Origin of the sequence: Paenibacillus sp. NPDC058898 (assembly GCF_049316025.1) — a bacterium.
In the GTDB taxonomy this organism is placed as follows: Bacteria; Bacillota; Bacilli; order Paenibacillales; family Paenibacillaceae; genus Paenibacillus_AQ.
Genome location: NZ_JBMOSM010000014.1, coordinates 53,471 through 72,046 on the forward strand (window position 1 = coordinate 53,471; position 18,576 = coordinate 72,046).

17 protein-coding genes are annotated in these 18,576 nt (G+C 47.9%); 13 read left to right on the forward strand and 4 right to left on the reverse strand.

The window, feature by feature from the left end:
- The first annotated feature begins 56 nt into the window (after nt 1-56).
- From ACOZB4_RS27835 to ACOZB4_RS27880, 10 genes are all read left to right on the forward strand, one after another.
- On the forward strand, nt 57-1,178 hold the full coding sequence (locus ACOZB4_RS27835; protein WP_379412739.1) for a sugar ABC transporter substrate-binding protein: 1,122 nt from the start codon (nt 57-59) through the stop codon (nt 1,176-1,178).
- Nucleotides 1,179-1,265: 87 nt separating this feature from the next.
- Entirely contained in the window at nt 1,266-2,813 is a 1,548-nt protein-coding gene (locus ACOZB4_RS27840) for a sugar ABC transporter ATP-binding protein (protein WP_379412742.1), read from the forward strand.
- Nucleotides 2,810-3,805: an ABC transporter permease gene (locus tag ACOZB4_RS27845; protein ID WP_076322880.1), complete on the forward strand. Its 996-nt coding sequence runs from the start codon at nt 2,810-2,812 to the stop codon at nt 3,803-3,805. Before ACOZB4_RS27840 ends, ACOZB4_RS27845 begins: the two co-directional genes overlap by 4 nt.
- Before the next feature lie 469 nt (nt 3,806-4,274).
- On the forward strand, nt 4,275-4,730 hold the full coding sequence (locus tag ACOZB4_RS27850) for an acyl-CoA thioesterase (protein WP_076322881.1): 456 nt from the start codon (nt 4,275-4,277) through the stop codon (nt 4,728-4,730).
- Between the two features lie 50 nt (nt 4,731-4,780).
- The gene (locus tag ACOZB4_RS27855) at nt 4,781-5,779 is read left to right on the forward strand and encodes a Gfo/Idh/MocA family protein (RefSeq protein WP_379412748.1); all 999 of its coding nucleotides are present in this window, start codon (nt 4,781-4,783) and stop codon (nt 5,777-5,779) included.
- 126 nt (nt 5,780-5,905) lie between these two features.
- Nucleotides 5,906-6,982: a fatty acid desaturase gene (locus ACOZB4_RS27860; protein ID WP_076322883.1), complete on the forward strand. Its 1,077-nt coding sequence runs from the start codon at nt 5,906-5,908 to the stop codon at nt 6,980-6,982.
- Nucleotides 6,983-7,086: 104 nt separating this feature from the next.
- On the forward strand, nt 7,087-8,220 hold the full coding sequence (locus ACOZB4_RS27865; RefSeq protein WP_076322884.1) for a sensor histidine kinase: 1,134 nt from the start codon (nt 7,087-7,089) through the stop codon (nt 8,218-8,220).
- Nucleotides 8,217-8,819 (forward strand): response regulator, encoded by a 603-nt coding sequence (locus ACOZB4_RS27870; protein ID WP_379412756.1) that lies wholly within the window; start codon nt 8,217-8,219, stop codon nt 8,817-8,819. Before ACOZB4_RS27865 ends, ACOZB4_RS27870 begins: the two co-directional genes overlap by 4 nt.
- Nucleotides 8,820-9,186: 367 nt before the next feature.
- Nucleotides 9,187-10,407, forward strand: coding sequence for a cation:proton antiporter (locus tag ACOZB4_RS27875; protein WP_213645875.1), 1,221 nt, complete (start codon nt 9,187-9,189; stop codon nt 10,405-10,407).
- A gap of 81 nt (nt 10,408-10,488) precedes the next feature.
- A complete protein-coding gene (locus ACOZB4_RS27880) occupies nt 10,489-10,977 on the forward strand; it encodes a cation:proton antiporter regulatory subunit (RefSeq protein ID WP_071221197.1) in 489 nt (162 codons plus the stop codon).
- A 215-nt stretch (nt 10,978-11,192) separates the two neighbouring features.
- Here the strand turns inward: ACOZB4_RS27880 and ACOZB4_RS27885 are convergent, their stop codons facing one another.
- Nucleotides 11,193-11,939: a class I SAM-dependent methyltransferase gene (locus ACOZB4_RS27885; protein WP_379412760.1), complete on the reverse strand. Its 747-nt coding sequence runs from the start codon at nt 11,937-11,939 to the stop codon at nt 11,193-11,195.
- A 589-nt stretch (nt 11,940-12,528) separates the two neighbouring features.
- Here ACOZB4_RS27885 and ACOZB4_RS27890 point away from each other — a divergent pair.
- From ACOZB4_RS27890 to ACOZB4_RS27900, 3 genes are all read left to right on the forward strand, one after another.
- Complete coding sequence (locus ACOZB4_RS27890) at nt 12,529-13,713, forward strand: acyltransferase (RefSeq protein ID WP_379412763.1); 1,185 nt, start codon at nt 12,529-12,531, stop codon at nt 13,711-13,713.
- A gap of 151 nt (nt 13,714-13,864) precedes the next feature.
- A complete protein-coding gene (locus ACOZB4_RS27895) occupies nt 13,865-14,557 on the forward strand; it encodes a response regulator transcription factor (RefSeq protein ID WP_339271086.1) in 693 nt (230 codons plus the stop codon).
- Between the two features lie 21 nt (nt 14,558-14,578).
- Entirely contained in the window at nt 14,579-15,796 is a 1,218-nt protein-coding gene (locus ACOZB4_RS27900; RefSeq protein WP_076322891.1) for a sensor histidine kinase, read from the forward strand.
- Between the two features lie 157 nt (nt 15,797-15,953).
- Here ACOZB4_RS27900 and ACOZB4_RS27905 read toward each other — a convergent pair whose 3' ends face one another.
- From ACOZB4_RS27905 to ACOZB4_RS27915, 3 genes are all read right to left on the reverse strand, one after another.
- Entirely contained in the window at nt 15,954-16,142 is a 189-nt protein-coding gene (locus ACOZB4_RS27905; RefSeq protein ID WP_083659672.1) for a hypothetical protein, read from the reverse strand.
- Complete coding sequence (locus ACOZB4_RS27910) at nt 16,139-16,480, reverse strand: sigma-70 family RNA polymerase sigma factor (RefSeq protein WP_076322893.1); 342 nt, start codon at nt 16,478-16,480, stop codon at nt 16,139-16,141. Before ACOZB4_RS27910 ends, ACOZB4_RS27905 begins: the two co-directional genes overlap by 4 nt.
- Nucleotides 16,481-16,709: 229 nt before the next feature.
- Nucleotides 16,710-18,422 (reverse strand): DUF4127 family protein, encoded by a 1,713-nt coding sequence (locus tag ACOZB4_RS27915; RefSeq protein WP_379412771.1) that lies wholly within the window; start codon nt 18,420-18,422, stop codon nt 16,710-16,712.
- Nucleotides 18,423-18,576: the final 154 nt, after the last annotated feature.

Consider the following 18,576-nt stretch of genomic DNA (forward strand, 5'->3'; position numbering starts at 1 on the left):
TAGGATTACTTGTATTAATATTCGTCCTTTTAACGGAAAACAGGGGGAGAGAGAACATGAAAGGCAGTAAACATGTAAGGAAATTAACGACGCTGGTGCTCGCGTTTATGATTGTCTTAACCGGTTGTGCCGAATCGGGCAGCGGTGGCGGTAACGGAGCCGGGAATCTGGCGGACAAGGTCGAGAACCTGCCGGCAGGCATCGCGGAGAAGGATCCTGTGAAATTGATGGTCGTCCGGAAAATCGGGGGCGATGATCATACGGCGCAATTTTTGGCAGGCGCGAAGCAGGAAGGCGAGGCACTCGGGTTTAAGGTAGATACCTTCTCGGCGAACGGGGATTCCGCCAAATTCCATGATGCGATCGCCCAGGCCATTGACAGCGATTACGATGGATTTATCATTTCGCACGGAGACGATCCTGCATCGGTTCAAGACGTGAAGAAGATTACGGATAAAGGGATTCCTGTCGTCACCTTTGACTCCCTGCCGGAGATCGGCGACATTGCAGGGGTAACCCAGACATCGCAGGATGACGAGCAGCTGGCGAAGCTGGCACTGGACAAACTGGTCGAAGAGCAAGGGCCGGAAGCCAACATTGTCTATCTCTGGGTAGACGGATTCCCGCCGATGGTGCGTCGTAATGCCGTATACCAGGAAACGCTGAAGAACAACCCGGGCATCAAGGAATTGGAGCGTTTCGGTGTAGCGAGTAACCAGACTTCACTGGAAACGCAAAATGCAGTATCCGCCATCCTGACGAAATATCCGAAGGGTGAGCTCGATGCGATCTTCGCTACCTGGGATGCCTTCGCCATCGGTGCAGCCAGAGCGCTGGAGGAAGCGGGACGCACCGAGGTTAAGATTTACGGCATCGACGTATCCAATGCAGATTTGGAGCTGATTCAGAAGCAAGACAGCCCCTGGGTGGCAACGGCTGCCGTGGATCCGAAAACGATCGGCGCGATCAACGTCCGTTTGCTTGCTAAAAAGATTGCCGGCGAGGAAACGCCTGCTACGGTCAATCTGGAGCCTGTATTGATCGAGCGCTCAGGCCTTGCCGGTGCAACCGAAGCGGTCAACATGGTCAACCTGGCGGATATTATCCCTAGCTGGGGAACAAGCACCGAATTCGAAGAGGAGTGGATGAAGGCGTTGAAAGAAGCAGGCGGCAAATAAACAGCACGATTCATACAGGCGCTCTTGTCGGTCATCGATAAGGGCGCCCTATCCTATTTGAAGGGAAGAATGCACTTGCGAAGCGTTATGGAGCCAACAACTGCCACATCGACCGACGTGTCGGGTGCGGCACCCTTACTTCAAATGAAGCATATCTCGATCTCCTTTCCGGGTGTTAAGGCGTTGACCGATGTTGATTTTCAGACGACGGCGGGAACGGCCCATGCGTTGATCGGCGCGAATGGCGCAGGGAAGTCTACATTAATGAAGATTCTATCGGGAGCTTACAACCATTACGAGGGCGAGATTTGGATCAATGGGAGCAAGGTGCACATTCGTTCCCCGAAGGAAGCGAAGGACCTGGGCATTCAGATCGTCTATCAAGAGGTGGATACGGCGCTCATCCCGAACCTGACGGTCGGGGAGAACATTATGCTCGACCGGACGGTTCACGATATGGGCAAACGGCACTTGATCCGTTGGAAAGAACTCCATCAGGAAGCCGAATCGATTCTTGCACGGATGAATATCCGGGTTTCCGGCAAGAAGCTGATTTCGGAGCTGACACTGGCGGAGAAGCAGATGGTGCTGATCGCAAGAGCCGTCTCCAAGCAGTGCCGGATTCTGGTGCTGGACGAGCCGACCGCGCCGCTCAGCCACAGCGAGACGGATCAGCTGTTCAAGCTGGTGCGCAAGCTGAAGCAGGATGGGGTCGGCATTATTTTCATATCGCACCGGCTGCCGGAGTTGTATGAAATTTGCGATGATATTACGATCATGCGGGATGGTCAGCTAGTGAAGAGTGACCGCATTGCGAATATCGATCAGCCGAAAGTGGTGGAGTACATGCTGGGCTCCAAGATGGAGCAGCAGTTTCCCCACGTCGAGCGGGACATCGGCTCCACCTGGTTCGAGGTGAAGAAGATGTTTGACCCGGGCAAAATCAACGGCGTTGACCTGCACATCCGCAAAGGGGAGATCGTCGGTCTGGCCGGTCTGGTCGGGGCCGGGAAAACCGAGCTGTGCCGGGCAATATTCGGAGCATCCGACACATCGACCGGCGAGATCACGCTGAACGGGAAAAAGCTGCGCATCCGCTCGCCGCATGATGCTGTTTCGCAGGGCATTGCGCTGGTCCCCGAGGAGCGCCGCCGCGAAGGTGTCTTCGTGGAAGAAGCGGTGTCCGTCAATTTAACGGCTGCGGTGCTGTCCCGTTTTTCCAGATGGGGCTCCTGGCTTAGCTTCGGCAAGGAAAAGCAGGCGGCGAGGGAGATTATTCAGTCGCTCGGCATTAAGACCCCAAATGAGCGGGCCAGAGTGAGAAACCTGTCCGGGGGTAACCAGCAGAAGGTGGCGATCGGCAAGTGGCTGTTGGTCGACGCGGACGTGTATATTTTTGATGAGCCGACCAAAGGGGTTGACGTTGGCGCGAAGCGGGACATCTTCCATCTGGTGGCCGAGCTGGCCAAGCGGGGGAAATGCGTGCTGTACGCCTCAAGCGAGCTGTCCGAAATCGTTGGCATCACGGATCGGATATATGTGATGTATGACGGCGGCATCACGAAGGAGCTAACGACGCAGTCATCCAACGAAGAGGAACTATTGCTTTATTGCACAGGAGGCGGGTTGACATGAATACAGCAAGACCTGTTAAGGAGAAGCCGGCGGCTAGTTTCGCTTTTGATTTTCTTTATAAATACGGTACGTTGATTACGGTATTTGTACTTATTCTCGTATTCGGGACCGTCGCCGACAACTTTTTGAATACAAGCAACATTATTAACATACTCCGTTCGATCTCGATCGTGACGATCATTGCCGTAGGGCTGACCGTATCGCTGGCTGTTGGCGGCTTTGACCTGTCTGTCGGCTCGACGGCTTCCCTGGCGAACGCGCTGGTCATTTCCATGTTTGTCTGGCACGGGCAAAATATCGGCATCGGCATTGGTATCACGCTGCTGTTCTGTCTGGTCGTGGGATTGATCAACGCCTTCCTGGTCATCAATTTCAAAATTGATGATATGCTGATGACGTTGGCCACGATGTTTATCTTTCAAGGCGTTGCGCTCACGTATACCCGCGGCGCTACCATTTCCCAGAATATGATCCTGCCGAGCGGAGATTTTGCCACCGGTAAAATTCCGGCGGTGTTTGAGAAGATTGGGCAAGTGCCATGGATCATTATCATTATGGTTCTCGTCGTCCTCGTCGTCCATCTGTTCCTGACCTATACCAAACACGGACGGTATATGTATATGATCGGAGGCAACCGTGAAGCAGCGGCTTTATCCGGGATTCCGGTGAGCAAATACCGTTTGCTTGCTTATCTGGTTTCTGCATTGTTTGCCGCCATCGGCGGCATTATCCTCGGGGCACGCGTCATGACGGCCGAAGTCAACTCCGGCGGACCTTATCTGATGGATGCCGTCGCCGCGACTTTCATCGGATACTCCGTATTCGGAGCCGGCAAGCCAAATGCGCTGGGGACCTTTGTCGGCGCCGTGTTGATCGGTATATTGCAAAATGGCCTGATCATGCTGTCCGTGCCGTATTATGCGATGGATATCGTGAAGGGCGCCGTGCTGGCGTTGGCGCTTGCTTTAACCTACTATAAGAAGCGGCATTGATCGCTTAAGCTGCGCTTTCTGTAACCGAACTTTGTTCCATTCATACTTATCGAGACCATCCCTCCAGTGTCCCAACTTCGGAGTGGGTGGTCTTTTTTCATGACTAGCAGCATTTAGACAACTATGGGATAAGCAAAATTTTAAGCCATATTCTACGGGCGAATTCGGCGGATTATCCATGATTTGGTTATTTAGTTGACGGACCCAACTTGTATTCATTATCCTTGATAGAAGACTGAATAAATTGTACATACATTTGCCTCATACAGTGCGTGTTCAAAAAGTCGGGTTTTCAGCACCGAGAAGGTTGGATGAAGCTAGGGACTGAGGAGCGGAGCGTAGGCAAAACCTACGTGAGCACCGGAAGGCCCGGCAGAATTCAATATTCGATGTCGATTAAGCTTCTTGTACTGCTTCGTGATCAAAAGATGACTTTTTGGACCTCCTATAAAGAGAAAGGGGACTCATCATGAAAAAAACAACCTTTATACAACCGGATCCCATGACTTGGCTGGACACATTTCACTTTGAAATTCCGATAAAGATAAGGTATTGCGAAACGGATATGCTGGGTCATGTCAATAACGTCAGTTATTTCATGTATTTTGAGCAGGGACGCATTGAGTACTTCGAGAACCTGGGATTGACCGAGGATCTGTTCAGCGACAAAAAGGTGTCGGTGGTTGCGGATCTGGAATGCCAGTATCTTGCTCAAATGTATCTGAAGGACCCGCTTAAGCTTCATGTCCGGGTGGCTGAGATCGGGCGTTCCTCCATGGACGTCCAATATGCGATCGTGGTGGATGGCACCTTAAAAGCGGCCGGTCGCGGAACCATTGTCCTCATCGATACCGCGTCAGGCAAGAGCACGCCGATTCCGGATTCGGCACGCGAGCGAATTTCGACGTTTGAAGGATGGATGTAACGAAAAGCGAAAGATCAATCATAATCAGATAAGAAGGGAAGGGATTAGGGATGAACATCCGTTTTGCCGTTATCGGCACAAACTGGATTACCGAGCGGTTTCTCCAAGCTGCTCTGGAAACGGAAGAATTTATTCTTGCTGCCGTATACTCTCGTACAGAAGAGAAGGGAAAGGCTTTCGCGGCCAAGTACGCGGATCCCAAAGTGTACACGGATCTTGTAACGATGCTGCAGGATGACGAGATTGATGCGGTGTACATTGCGAGCCCGAATTCCTATCACGTCGATCAGGCGATATTATGCATGAACCACGGGAAGCATGTTCTCTGCGAGAAGCCGATGGCTTCTAACGCAGTCGAAGTGTCCGCCATGATTGAAGCTGCGAAGAATAACAACGTTCTGCTAATGGAAGCCCTGAAGTCGACGTTGATGCCGAATTTCAAGACCGTCAGGGACAACCTGTACAAGCTGGGTCCGATTCGGCGTTATTTCGCCAGCTATTGCCAATACTCCTCCCGTTATGATGCGTACAAGCAGGGGACGGTACTCAATGCATTTAATCCCGAATATTCCAACGGTTCACTCATGGATCTGGGGATTTATTGCCTGTACCCGATGGTCACCCTGTTCGGTAAACCGGGCTCCGTCAAAGCTTCGGGTTATATGCTATCCTCCGGGGTTGATGGCGAGGGCAGTCTGTTGTTGTCCTATCCCGAGATGGATGCCGTTATCATGCACTCCAAGATCAGCGATTCCTATGCCCCTGCCGAAATCCAGGGAGAGAACGGCACGATGATTATCGACAAGATCAATCAGCCTTACGATGTGAAGATCCATTACAGAGACGGCACCATTGAGAACGTTACCCAACTGCAGACCCATGAATCGATGTATTATGAAGCTCGGGAATTTATCGATTTAATCCAATGCGGCGAAAGGGAAAGTGCAATCAATACCCATGCCAACTCACTCATTACGGCTGAAATTATGGAGGAAGCCAGACGTCAGGTCGGACTGCGGTATCCGGCCGATTCCCGCACCGATATATGATATTTGTCATACTCCCGAAATGACGTTTATGACTACGACACGCGTGACATTCTATCTATAATTAAGTTAGACAAGTGCGTGATACATGTATAACGTCCTTGCGCCATTTCGAGGAGGAAGACAACTATGGCTAAACCCGATAACAAACTATCCAGCTTAAAGAAGAACGTTGCCCCTTATGAGGAAATTGACACAAAGGCGAGTATAGGTCAGCTTTTCAATACACTGGTTCCCTTGATATTGCTATGGTATGCAGCTTATTTAAGCCTATCCGTATCGTACTGGCTTACCATTCCCATAGCGGTTATTGCATCGGGGTTTGTTGTCCGGACGTTTATCATATTCCATGACTGCTGTCACGGATCTTTCTTCAAAAGCCGCAAGGCGAACAAAATTCTCGGCACGATTACAGGCGTAATTACATTGTGCCCTTACGAGCAATGGAAGAACACGCACGCGATTCATCACGCGACGAGCAGCAATCTCGATAAGCGTGGAATCGGTGATATGTGGGTATTAACCGTTGAAGAGTATGGAGCGGCTTCCTTTTGGCAGCGTTTATATTACCGGGTATACCGCAATCCGATCGTGATGTTTGGACTGGGTCCTATCGCCATTTTTCTGGTATCTTATCGTTTCAACCGCAAAGGCGCGAGACGCAAGGAGAAAATCAGTAACTATATAACGAATATTTCGATTGTTGCGCTGTATGCATTACTGTGCTGGGCGATTGGATGGCAGGCATTTCTGCTCGTTCAAGCTCCTATCTTTATGGTATCGGGGATGCTTGGCATTTGGTTGTTCTATGTACAGCATCAATTCGAAGAAACGTATTACGAGCATGATGAAGAGTGGAGTTATATCAATGCAGCCGTAGAAGGCAGCTCTTATTACAAACTTCCGAAGGTTCTGCAATGGATTACGGGTAACATCGGCTTCCATCACGTTCACCATCTTAGCCCGAAGGTTCCTAATTATAACCTGGAGAAGGCCCATGAAGCCGCTCCTCCGCTGCAAAAGGCAACAACGATTACGCTCAAGACCAGTCTGAAGTCGATTCGTTTCCGTCTGTGGGATGAAGACAAAAAGGTGTTCGTCACGTTTAAGGATGCAAAGAAGTCGCTCCGTAAACCGCAGGAATCGGTATTGGCGAAAGCCGAGAAGAGCCTGGCGAGCAGTAGACCTAGAGTGCAGGGCGAGTAATTCCTTGCGGCTGCGAGGTTATAATAGGAATAGGAATGAATAAGAATCCGGGTACGTTTTGCAGAAATGAGGACTAAGCTCGAACCGACAGAAGGTGGGACTCCATGCAGAAATGGTATCAGATATTTCATAAAAGTACGGGGCTGAGCCCTTATGTATGGGTCGTCTTCTACATCCTTCCGTTCTATTTCATCTTCCGGTCGACCTCTACCTATCAGGTCGTCAGCGGCACGCTGATGATTGTGATGTTCTTCGCCTTCTATGTGCTCTCATTTCTGGCCAAAGGCTGGCTCGTCTACTTCTGGACGAGTCTGCAAATTCTGATATCAATTACGATGTCATTGGTATTCGGGTATATCTATTTCTCGTTGTTCCTCGCATTTTTCATCGGGAACATCAAGAATAAGGCCGGGTTTATCACGCTGTATTCGATCCATCTGGTCACGACCATCATTACAGTCAATTATGGATTGTTAACGCGGAATCCGTTCTTTATCACACAGCTGCCATTTATGCTTGTCAGTGTTGTCGGGGTGATTCTGCTGCCCGTGACGAACTATAACCGGAATAAGAATGATCAGCTGCAGGGTCAACTGGAGGATGCCAACAAACGGATTTCGGAACTGGTGAAGCTGGAGGAACGTCAGCGCATTGCCCGTGATTTGCATGATACGCTGGGACAGAAGCTGTCTCTCATTGGCCTCAAAAGTGATTTGGCTGGTAAATTGATGACGCAAGATACGGAAAGAGCCCAGGCCGAGATCAACGATGTGCGCCAGACGGCCAGAACGGCACTCAAGGAAGTGCGCGAGATGGTGACAAGGATGCGGGGGACCCGGCTCACGGATGAAATTTTCCGCATTCAGCAAATTCTAAAGGCGGCACAAATTGAATTAACCTTTGAGGGAACGTTGGAGCCGGAAAATCTGTCGTTAATGAATGAAAATGTGATCAGCATGTGCCTGAAAGAGGCCGTGAATAATATCGTGAAACATAGCAATGCCACGGCCTGCTCCATTGTGATCGAATCCACGGAAACGGATCTGGTTGCGAAGGTGAAGGACAATGGAACAGGGTTCGTGACTGATGCGAGAAACCGCGGAAATGGACTCCGGGGAATGAGAGAGCGGCTTGAATTCGTAAACGGAAGCATGGAGTTCACTTCCGGCGAGGGAACTACGCTGATCCTTCGTGTACCTAATGTGCTTAGAATGCCGGATAAGGAGGCGGGAATATGATCCGAATTGTCATTGCCGAAGATCAGCGGTTGCTGCTTGGAGCCCTGGCCTCACTGCTTGATCTGGAAGAGGATATGCAGGTGGTCGGGACGGCAGGTAATGGGAAGGATGCCGTACAGCTTGTCAAACTTCATAAACCGGATATCTGTATCATGGATATTGAGATGCCGATGATGAACGGACTTGAGGCTGCCGAAGAGCTAAAAGGCTATGGTTGTAAGGTGATGATCTTGACGACTTTTGCTCGGCCGGGGTATTTCCAACGTGCCGTGAAGGCTGGCGCCAACGCCTACCTCCTCAAGGACAGCCCGAGCGAGGAACTGGCCGCATCCATTCGAAGCATTATGGCAGGCAGACGAATATACGCCTCGGAGCTTGTGGATGAAGCGTATTCCGGTGAAGAGAATCCGCTGACGGAGCGGGAAAAGGAAGTGCTGGGCCTGATTGCGGACGGTAAGAATACGAAGGAAATTGCCAATGAGCTGTTCATTACAACGGGTACTGTACGGAATTATATTTCCGTTATTCTTGATAAGCTCGGCGTCAGCAACCGGATCGAAGCGATCACGCGTTTTAAAGAAAAAGGTTGGTTTAAATAATTAAATAAATATAGCCGGAAGCCCCGTGGTTGCAGCCACCGGGCTTCTTTTTCGTGTGGATAAAGGGCAAGGTATAACCCGGAAAATCCATTTTGATTCGCGATATATGTATTTTTTTACCTGATGTATTATTCGTTTTTGTGCATAAACATTCATTGTCTTTTGTGTGGTAAATTATTTGGATATAATTTATATTTTTTGGAAACCATAAAATCACTAATAAAATTAAGCCTGTATTTTATGTAAATAATGTAGTATCTATTTGGCTATCAAGCAAGAATATTGCTGTTGCTTTGTAAATGTATGCATTTTTATGTATAATAGGAATGATTGCCCGAAGTCAAATTTGAGGAGGAGGAGGTCTTCTATGGACCATATGATGTTTGAGGTTGGAACTGCTCTGATTCTGGTTGCTATAGCCTCCATAATTGCAGGAAAGCTCAAGTTCTCGATTATACCGTTCTTGATTGTACTCGGGATGCTTGTAGGTCCGCATGCACCAACGATAGGAATTCTTGACTTTAAATTTATCGAGAGCCAGGGAATCATCGATTTTCTGGGGCAAATCGGTATTCTATTCCTGCTCTTTTACCTTGGCCTTGAATTCTCTGTTCAAAAATTAATCAAATCCGGACGAAACATAGTGGTAGGCGGAACCATATATGTCATCCTAAACTTTGCACTGGGCCTGGCTTACGGATTTGTAATCAACATGCCGCTATATGAGACGTTAATCATTGCAGGGATGTTGTCCGTTTCCTCTACTGCAATTGTGGCGAAAGTGCTGGTGGATCTGCGGCGCACCGGTAATGCGGAGACGGAGCTTATTCTCGGCATGATTTTGTTCGATGATATATTCCTTGCCGTGTTCTTATCGATTATGTCGGGACTGCTGTTAGGCGGGGCTACATCGGTAGGGGCAACGATTATCTCCGTAGGTATATCCATAGGTTACATGCTGTTGTTCTTTGTTATTGCGAGAAAAGGTCCACCTATACTTAACAAATTGCTGAATATTACATCCAGCGAAATTTTCATTATCGTTGTTTTCTCGTCAATGTTCTTTATTGCTGGATTTTCAGAGACGCTGCACGTGGCTGAAGCGATTGGCGCGCTGTTGTTCGGACTAGCCTTATCCGAGACAGATCATAGCGAACGGATCGAGCAGTTGGTTATTCCTTTCCGTGATTTCTTTGGAGCGATCTTCTTCTTCAGTTTCGGTCTCGGTATCGACCCGACCACGCTGGGGAATGCGTTATGGCTGGCACTCGGTGCCGTGGGACTGACTATTATTGGCAACCTTGTAGCAGGCATGATCGCAGGACGCAAGGCAGGATTATCGCATAAGTCGTCTCTTAACATCGGATTGACTATTATGGCGCGCGGGGAGTTCACGATCATTGTTGCGAATTTGGGACTTGCTGGCGGACTGTCCGCCGTGCTGAAACCGTTCTCGGCGCTATATGTTCTGATTCTTGCGATCCTCGGGCCTCTTCTAGCCAAGGAGTCAAAACGGGTCTATCGTGGCGTGAATAAAATATTCAAATGGAGCGAACCTGTGGAGAAAGTAAAAAAAAGGAAAGTATGAGGATGCTGGGATGATTTACTTTCTTCCAACTAATCTATATAATCTAGAGATTGAATTAACCCCAGAACGGAGGATTTTCACATGAGTATTATTCGCGAATCTGATCTGCCGGGTATCGGGAAGAAATTCCTTATTCAGGCAAGATCAGGGGATAAGCTGGTTATTGTGATTCATGACGATGGCCGTAGAGAACTGTACCATTTTGAAGATGACGATCCTGAGGAGACCATCTCCCAGATTACATTAGAGGATGATGAGGCTAGACAAATTGCCGGCATCATCGGCGGCATGACGTATAAGCCGAAAGCGCTGGAGACAATAGAGGTGACACTTGAAGACCTGATCATCGAATGGGCACGCATCGAGCCGCATTACAAATGCGTGGGACAATCCATTGCAGGGCTTCAGGTTCGTCAACGTACAGGTGCTAATGTATTAGCGATTGTGAACAAGAAAGAACAGAAAATCAATCCGGGACCGGACGACATCCTGACAGCGGGATCGACGCTGGTACTAGCGGGCGAGCGCAAGCAGATCAAGCAGCTGAAAGAACTGCTGGTCAACGGCTAATAGCGCTCCTTGGTTGATACGATGATAAACCATACCGAAAGCAAGCTCCTCTTTTGTGGGGGGGCTTGCTTTTTTATGCGATGGGCAACCTATTCATCCAAGGGATAATATACGAATCTGTTTTGCATAAAAAAAGCGCCAAGGGATTTGTCCTTTGTGCGCTTTTTCTGTTTAACAGCGGGATGCTGCGGGTTATGGAATTCCAGAGGGGCCGGTTATTTCCGGGCCACTATCATAAACCGTGCGGAATTCGTCCGAATCCCACGATCTGTGCGATGGTCTCTGATGAACTGCTGCAGGATGCGAAAATCCAATTCCTCCTGTCCAAACCCGGGGATGATGGGCGTGTGCTTGAGCAGAAAGATAAGATCCTCTTCACGCTCATAGTACTCAACCGCATCGTATTCGGCATATTGGATATCGCCGAACCCGGCAAGCCGAAGTTCCTTCATATATTGATCCTTTAAGGCACCGTCTTCACGGGAGGATTGTCCTCTGCCAAAGGCTTGAGCCAGATTGGCTTTATCACATTCGCGAACCTGCTGCGTCAAAAACACGCCATCTTCATCTAGTACTCTTCCCACCTCTGATGCACGAAAAGGGGAGTGTCTGCATGAGATTACATTGAAAAACGCCTCCGGGAATTGAAGAGACTCTGCATTCATCTGCATAAAGCGTACATTGGAAACAAGGGCGTTCCGTTTATTCCGCAGGGCCGTCTCTATCATCGCATGTGAAAGATCGATTCCAACCAGCAAGGCTGCTTTGTCGGCGATGGAGAACAAGCTTTCTCCGCCGCCCGTGCCGATATCGAGCACAACGTCGGATGGTTTGCATAATGTGCCGACCTGATCGTAAAAATCCCACTTCACACCTTCCGAGATACATCGGACCTGGCTGAAGTCCCAGCCGTTTAAGGCCCCTACAATATCATAAAACTGCTTGTATTCCTGTGAATTCATTTATATTGTCCACCTTCCATATGAGATAAAATGGGATGCTGTAAACAGACTGATCCTCATCCGTTCGAAGCCAAAAGCCGGCAGACTTCTTGGTTATAGAGCAGGAGAACTTGTCCATAGGAACGGACGACTCCCTTTCTGTCCGGCAGCTGATTTATGTTATATGGCAAAATGCAGCTCATATGGCTACGAGTTATAATTTTGGCATGGCCCGGTCCTCTGTGAACCCGAGCCTAGCTACTTCGAATGATACGGATCAAGTGCAACATCCCATTCACCCCCATTCTGAAAAGTTTATTTTTTTGAGATAAGAAAGATAAACATCTGAGGCTTACCATCCTTATCTCGTAAGAAAAACTTCCGCTATATGCGGTCTGTCTACTGAGAAAGTGCGTCAATAGACGTTTTTCTTATTGTATGTCCAAGGATTCTTCGTAATCAAGGAGAATTTTATTAGTAGGAAGGACCATAATCTTAAGCAAATGATAAGAATTTGGAAGTATGGCGTTAAGAAATGTCTACTATACTTGATGAATCCGTTTCCGAATGAACGGGAATAATCGGATTTTAAAGATGAGAGGGTACTGCCATGAACAAAATAAACGCTTTACCAAGGGAACGTCTTCCCGAGCTGCAATTGGTACGCGCATTTGCCATCCTCGGCGTGTTGTCTGTGCACTCCACTTCGTATGCTGTATCTGCGATGACAGACTCCAAATACTTTTTTATGTACAATTTCATGAACATCTTCATGAAATACGGAACACCAACATTTATATTTTTGAGCAGTCTGGTACTCTTTTATAATTACTATGACCGTCCTACGACGAAAAAGCTGATCGGTGGATTTTACAAGAAAAGACTGCTGTATATTATCATTCCATATACGCTGTTCTCTGTGTTCTATTTCGCGCTGCTGCACTATTTATATTATCAGGGCAGACCGTTTGGCGAGACGATGGAGAGCTTTGTTCAAAAGCTGTTGACGGGCAAAGCGTATACGCATCTATATTTCGTATTTATTAGCATTCAGTTTTATGTGCTGTTTCCGCTTGTGTTGTGGCTGTTCAAGAAGGTGCCCCAGCTTGCGAAATGGGCGATACCGATTGGACTGGTGATCCAGTGGACGTTTATACTAATGAATAAGTACTATTGGCAGGTACCGAATAAAGGGAGCTGGGCATTGTCCTACATTGCCTATTTCATGCTGGGAGCATTTATCGGCATCTATTACCCGAAACTGAAGGCCTGGCTTGTCATTAGCCGCGCGAACGCACGACCACACCGCATCGCCGCCTGGGTGGTGCTATGGATCGCATGGGCAGCTGCTGGTCTCGGCCATGTGTACATTTATTACAACAACCGTCTTCACGGAACCGGATATAATTCAACGCTGTATGAGCTATTGTGGAATATGCATACTTATTTTGGGACGCTTGTTCTGCTCCAGTTTGCCATTCTGTTCTATCGGGCAGGGGTGCGCGGATGGACACCAGCGCTGGAGAGACTGGGGGCCGTATCCTTCGGGATATATCTCATTCATCCATTCTTTCTGCTCGTCTACCGGGAGTTTCCGCTAACTACGGGGAGCTCGATGCTGACCCATCTGTGGTATGCAGGAGGTTTTGCGGCAGCGCTAGGCTGTTCATGGATCGTTGTGGAATTGACGGTTCGATATATACCGGGCTCATGGGTGATATTCGGTAATATTCCGAAGGCGAAGAAATCGGTTAAGCCAGTCGATTCGCCGTCTGTGCCGTTTTCCGGTTCGTAGTCGGTTTCATCGCAAACCAGGACGCATCCGAAGACGAGGGCATGGCTATGGAGAAGAAACATCAATTACCGCACCACGCGGTCTGACATCCATGGAGAAAGACGACGTACAGATGTTGTGCTGACGGCCGCATTCGGAACAAGGAGGAGCCATGTCTGGAGTTACGATATTAATGGTTGATGATGAAACCGAAATTTTGAAATTGATGGAGATTTACGTCAGAAATGAGGGCTACACGCTGCTCACCGCATCTCACGGCCTGGAAGCGCTGGAGATTCTAAGAACCCATAAAGTGGATTTAATCATCCTGGATGTCATGATGCCGCAGATGGATGGCATTGAGGCATGTATGAGAATTCGGGAGGAGAACAACACGCCGATCATCATGCTGTCCGCCAAGAGTCAGGAGATTGACAAGATTGCCGGGCTCAGCATCGGCGCGGATGATTATGTGACCAAGCCGTTCAGCCCGCTGGAATTAATCGCTAGAATCAAATCACAGCTCCGCCGATACAAACAGCTGAACAGCAACTCGGTGAGGGATGAGAACGAAATCCAGATCGATGAGCTGATTATGAATGTCGCTTCTCACCGGGTAACGGTGGCAGGCGTTGAGATTAAGCTGACGCCGCGCGAGTTTGCCCTGCTGCATATGCTGGCCATCAATCGCGGACTCGTGCTTAGCATGGACAAGATTTATACTGAGGTGTGGAACGAACCGTTCATGGAATCGAAAAATACGGTCATGGTACATATTCGCAAGCTGCGCGAGAAGATCGAGAAGGATCCGCAGCAGCCGGAATATATTAAGACGGTGTGGGGGATTGGTTACAAAATAGAGTAAACTTAAGCAGAGGTGACTAACTTGAAAGTAATGAAGCTTCATAGCATCCGTCTGAAGATGCTGCTTATGCTGTTTAGCAGCATCGGCATCACGGCAGCTCTGCTTATTATACTCTATGCGTTAAGTACGCTAATTCTCTCGATTCCGGCAATCAAGCCGCCGCTCGTCTGGATCATTAACCATATTGGCTCGGATCCGGTTATGCTGGTTACGGGCATCATTCTCTTTTTTGCCAGCTATTATATGAGCACGAAGTGGTTTGTCCTTGATCTGCAGAAAATACAGACCGGTCTTCAGGACATCACGGCGGGACGATTCGATTCCAGAATCGAGCTTAAATCCCAAGATGAATTAGGCGTCGTCGCTTCCAGCATAAACCGCATGACCGAACAGCTGAACGTTTATCTGGAGGAAATCAGGAATGGGCTTCGCGAGATTGCCAAGGGGAATTTCGACACCGACATTCCGGTGCAGTCAGGCAGCCAGCTGGGTGAGGTGGCGGAGAGCATCAACCAAATGAGCAGGCAGCTTCACCAATCCATTCTGGAGGAGCGTAACGCGGAGAAAACAAAGAATGATCTGATTACGGGCGTTTCCCATGACTTGCGGACGCCGCTTACATCGATACTGGGATTTCTGGAAGTTATTGAGGAAGACCGGTACCAGGATGAAGTGGAGCTGCGATATTACGTGAATATCGCTTATGAGAAAGCGCAAAATCTAAAGAAGCTTATTGATGATTTGTTCGAATACACACGGATTAATAACGGGCTTCCGCTGGATATCCAGAAGATCGATATGGCTCAGTTCATTAGACAGCTGATCGAGGAATTCGTTCCTGCCCTGGAGAAATCCGGGATGGAATGCAAGCTTGCGGCAGAGGAAGGCCTCATTATTCAGGCAGATGGCGCCCAACTTGTCCGAGCTTACGAGAATTTGATAACCAATGCGATCCGTTACGGAGATTCGGGCAAAAAGATCGACATCGCCGTCCGCAGCGATGGCAATCAGGTGAGCATTAGCTTCACCAACTACGGAGATCCGATTCCTGAGCGTGATTTGCCGTTCATCTTTGATCGCTTCTACCGTGTGGAGACCTCACGTTCGAAGCAGACAGGGGGTACCGGCTTGGGATTGGCCATTACGAAGAGCATTGTGGAGATCCAAGGCGGTGAAATCCGGGTACGGAGCGACCAGCAGAGGACAACCTTTGAAACGCGGTTTCCTAAAGTCGTATAACGGATGCTTTAACTTGCCTGTATGTACTACATCTTTTTTTACACTGTAAAACACAACCCAGTACCGCGCCGGTACTGGGTTTGTTTATACTGGAAAGAAAGAAATTTTTCTGGGGATTAAACCCACTAATATCGAGGCCATAATTGAAACTGCAAAGTTACTCTGTCTCATAGGTATCATTGTTCTCCCGAATCACTTCCATAAACTCCAGGACAATCGTTGATATGGCATCCTCTTGAGGCATATAGATATATTGACTGATTCTCAAAATATCGTCTTTGTATAAATCAATGAGTTGCAGAATGGCTTGATCATCATTCTGCTTTGCAGCTTGCAGCAAAGTCATGAATTCGCGATCTGAGATAACTTTTGGATCATTTTTCTTTTCCATCGGTTCACCGCCTGTTGAGAGATATGGAGCTGCTTGGCTACTTCCGCTTCAGTGAGGTCTTCTATGAAGAGTTTATATATAATGGTTCTCCCTTGCGGAGGCAATGAATCCAGTAATTGACCAATCCAAATGCGGTCATCGGATCTTGCATGAAATGAGCCTGTCTGCACGGTACTAAAATCTGGGTACGGCGTTTCTCGTTTTCTAAGTTTTTTAGCCTGATATTGTATTCTCCAACCAATTCGATAAATTTCTGTTTTATAGCGTTCATATGCTGTTATATGCTTCTTCATAACGCATCCCTCCTATGCCTGTCTATAATCGTATTCATCATTTAGGGAAAAAAGAGAAGTTAACGAGCCGCAAAAAATAAGAACATTTGTTCCTATTTTATTATACCATTTTTTACATCTATTGTGAAATGGTACTCTATAAGTTGAACTATTGAATCCACTCATAAAAACGGACAAAAGAAAAAGGACAGCTCCGATAAAGACCGAGCTGTCCTTTTTCATTCTCATGTTATTGGAGTGTGACCCTAGGATTGAGTGTGATCTCAAAGGCTCGCCACCAGATGAAATCAGGATTGTCATAAGCCAGCGAAGCACTGCTGTATTCTGCCAATCTCCACGAACACCCCTTTATTTGTTTGACATTGCATGTCGGAGCGGAGGTGCCAATCAGGAAAGCGTCCCTTCCAGCCAGCGTTGTTTGGTGAATCTGCATTTGATCTCGAAGGATCGTGAACACTTGCTGGTAAGCTGATTCTGTGTTAAAGAGACGCATGTTCTGATCAGCGAACGAGGCTTGAAGATTATCGTAACGAATATGGCTTGGAGTTCTGGAATAGCTTCGGACATCGACGACAGCAAGCCTCTTATAATAGTAATCCTTCAAAAATCGTTTAAAGAGTAGTGACCCATGAGCGTTAACGGCCATGTTCAACTTGGAGGCAGAGGTTTCTGATACCAAAAAAGCATATCTCGCTTGCCCCATGCCAAGCGAGATGCCCATAAGGTTCCCGGCAGTGTTCCATGCACTATAACCTAATAGGCGTCCCGTATACTGGCTGTCTAGCAGCGCTTCCGTTACTGTGGGATTGGCAGAGCCTTTCCCGGTGAAATCCATAACCACGGTTGCTACGAAGTTTGCTCCATTGGCATGGATACGGCTTACGGCATGGGACACCTGTGTTTCGTCTGTGATTGCCAGAATTTCTATGTTTGGTTCGCAAGTTACATATTGGCCGCCAACCACATCAATATGACGAAGAATATTCTGATGTAAAGTCATGTATTCATAGTCGTTGATGATCGTGGATCCATGAGGGCCGTAATATTGCAGCGAAATTTGCGTTTTGCTGCCTTCTCGATGCAATTGATTAGCCATCCGTGCTACCAGAGAATGACCCAAGCCATCTGCATCAGGCAATATAATGGCACGATTCGGATTTTGCCCCTCGCAACCGTCTAGATAACGATCGATGTAGTTCTCCACAAATTTAATTTCATTGATTTGCACACCTTCTACTTTCGCATCGTCCACTCCAACGGCCAGGAAATCAATATAGCCCTGACGTACAAGCCTGTCCAATACATAATGATTGGTTTTAAACTTATGTTGCCTTGTGTTGTAGTAATGGGTTTTATTGAAGTGGACGGTATCGCCCAGCTCGGCGCCATCACTGGATACATTATAGCCGTTCAAAATATCGCTGAAGTCTGTATATTTTTTGCGAGCTATACCCATGAAACTGCGAGACTCGGTGTACGCGTTATAAGAGAGTCCCTCCACATAAGTGGTCGTAGCGAGTCGCAAAATGGTATCAAACACATAGATTGGCTTGCTGGGATAATGTTGTTTAATCTCGCGGATTAGGTCAAGCAAGTCTGTTGTCCCTGAATCATAATGGGGATACGTCCCTCCTCCGCTTGTTCGCAAGCGTCTACTACCGATTAACCCCCCATAAACGAGCATATCGATAGAAATAATAAAACCCTGTACGGAAGAGGCATGATTCAATATGAACTGACGAATATCCTCCGGTTTACCAAAAGTAGGTGCGGAGGTACCTATAAGTTGGCTGCCTGAGGCTTCTGCGACCGAATCGATTCGGTTACGAATAACTGCAGCAGTAGGAGTTATCAGGTTCAAGCCCGAAGCTTGTCCCAATTTGATTACATCATCAAGGTTTACTGGGCGATCATCCAAGGGTACATACAATACATTTTTCATTGGTCAACTCTCCTTATTTATGGTTTGATTGGCCTTCATATATATAGGTAAATTTTCCATTCCGTTTACAACCACAAATCATTTATTTTTTTCAATCCAATCTTCCAAGCATTTTAAAGTCAATTCGGATTGCGCTCTGGCTGTTTACCCCTTC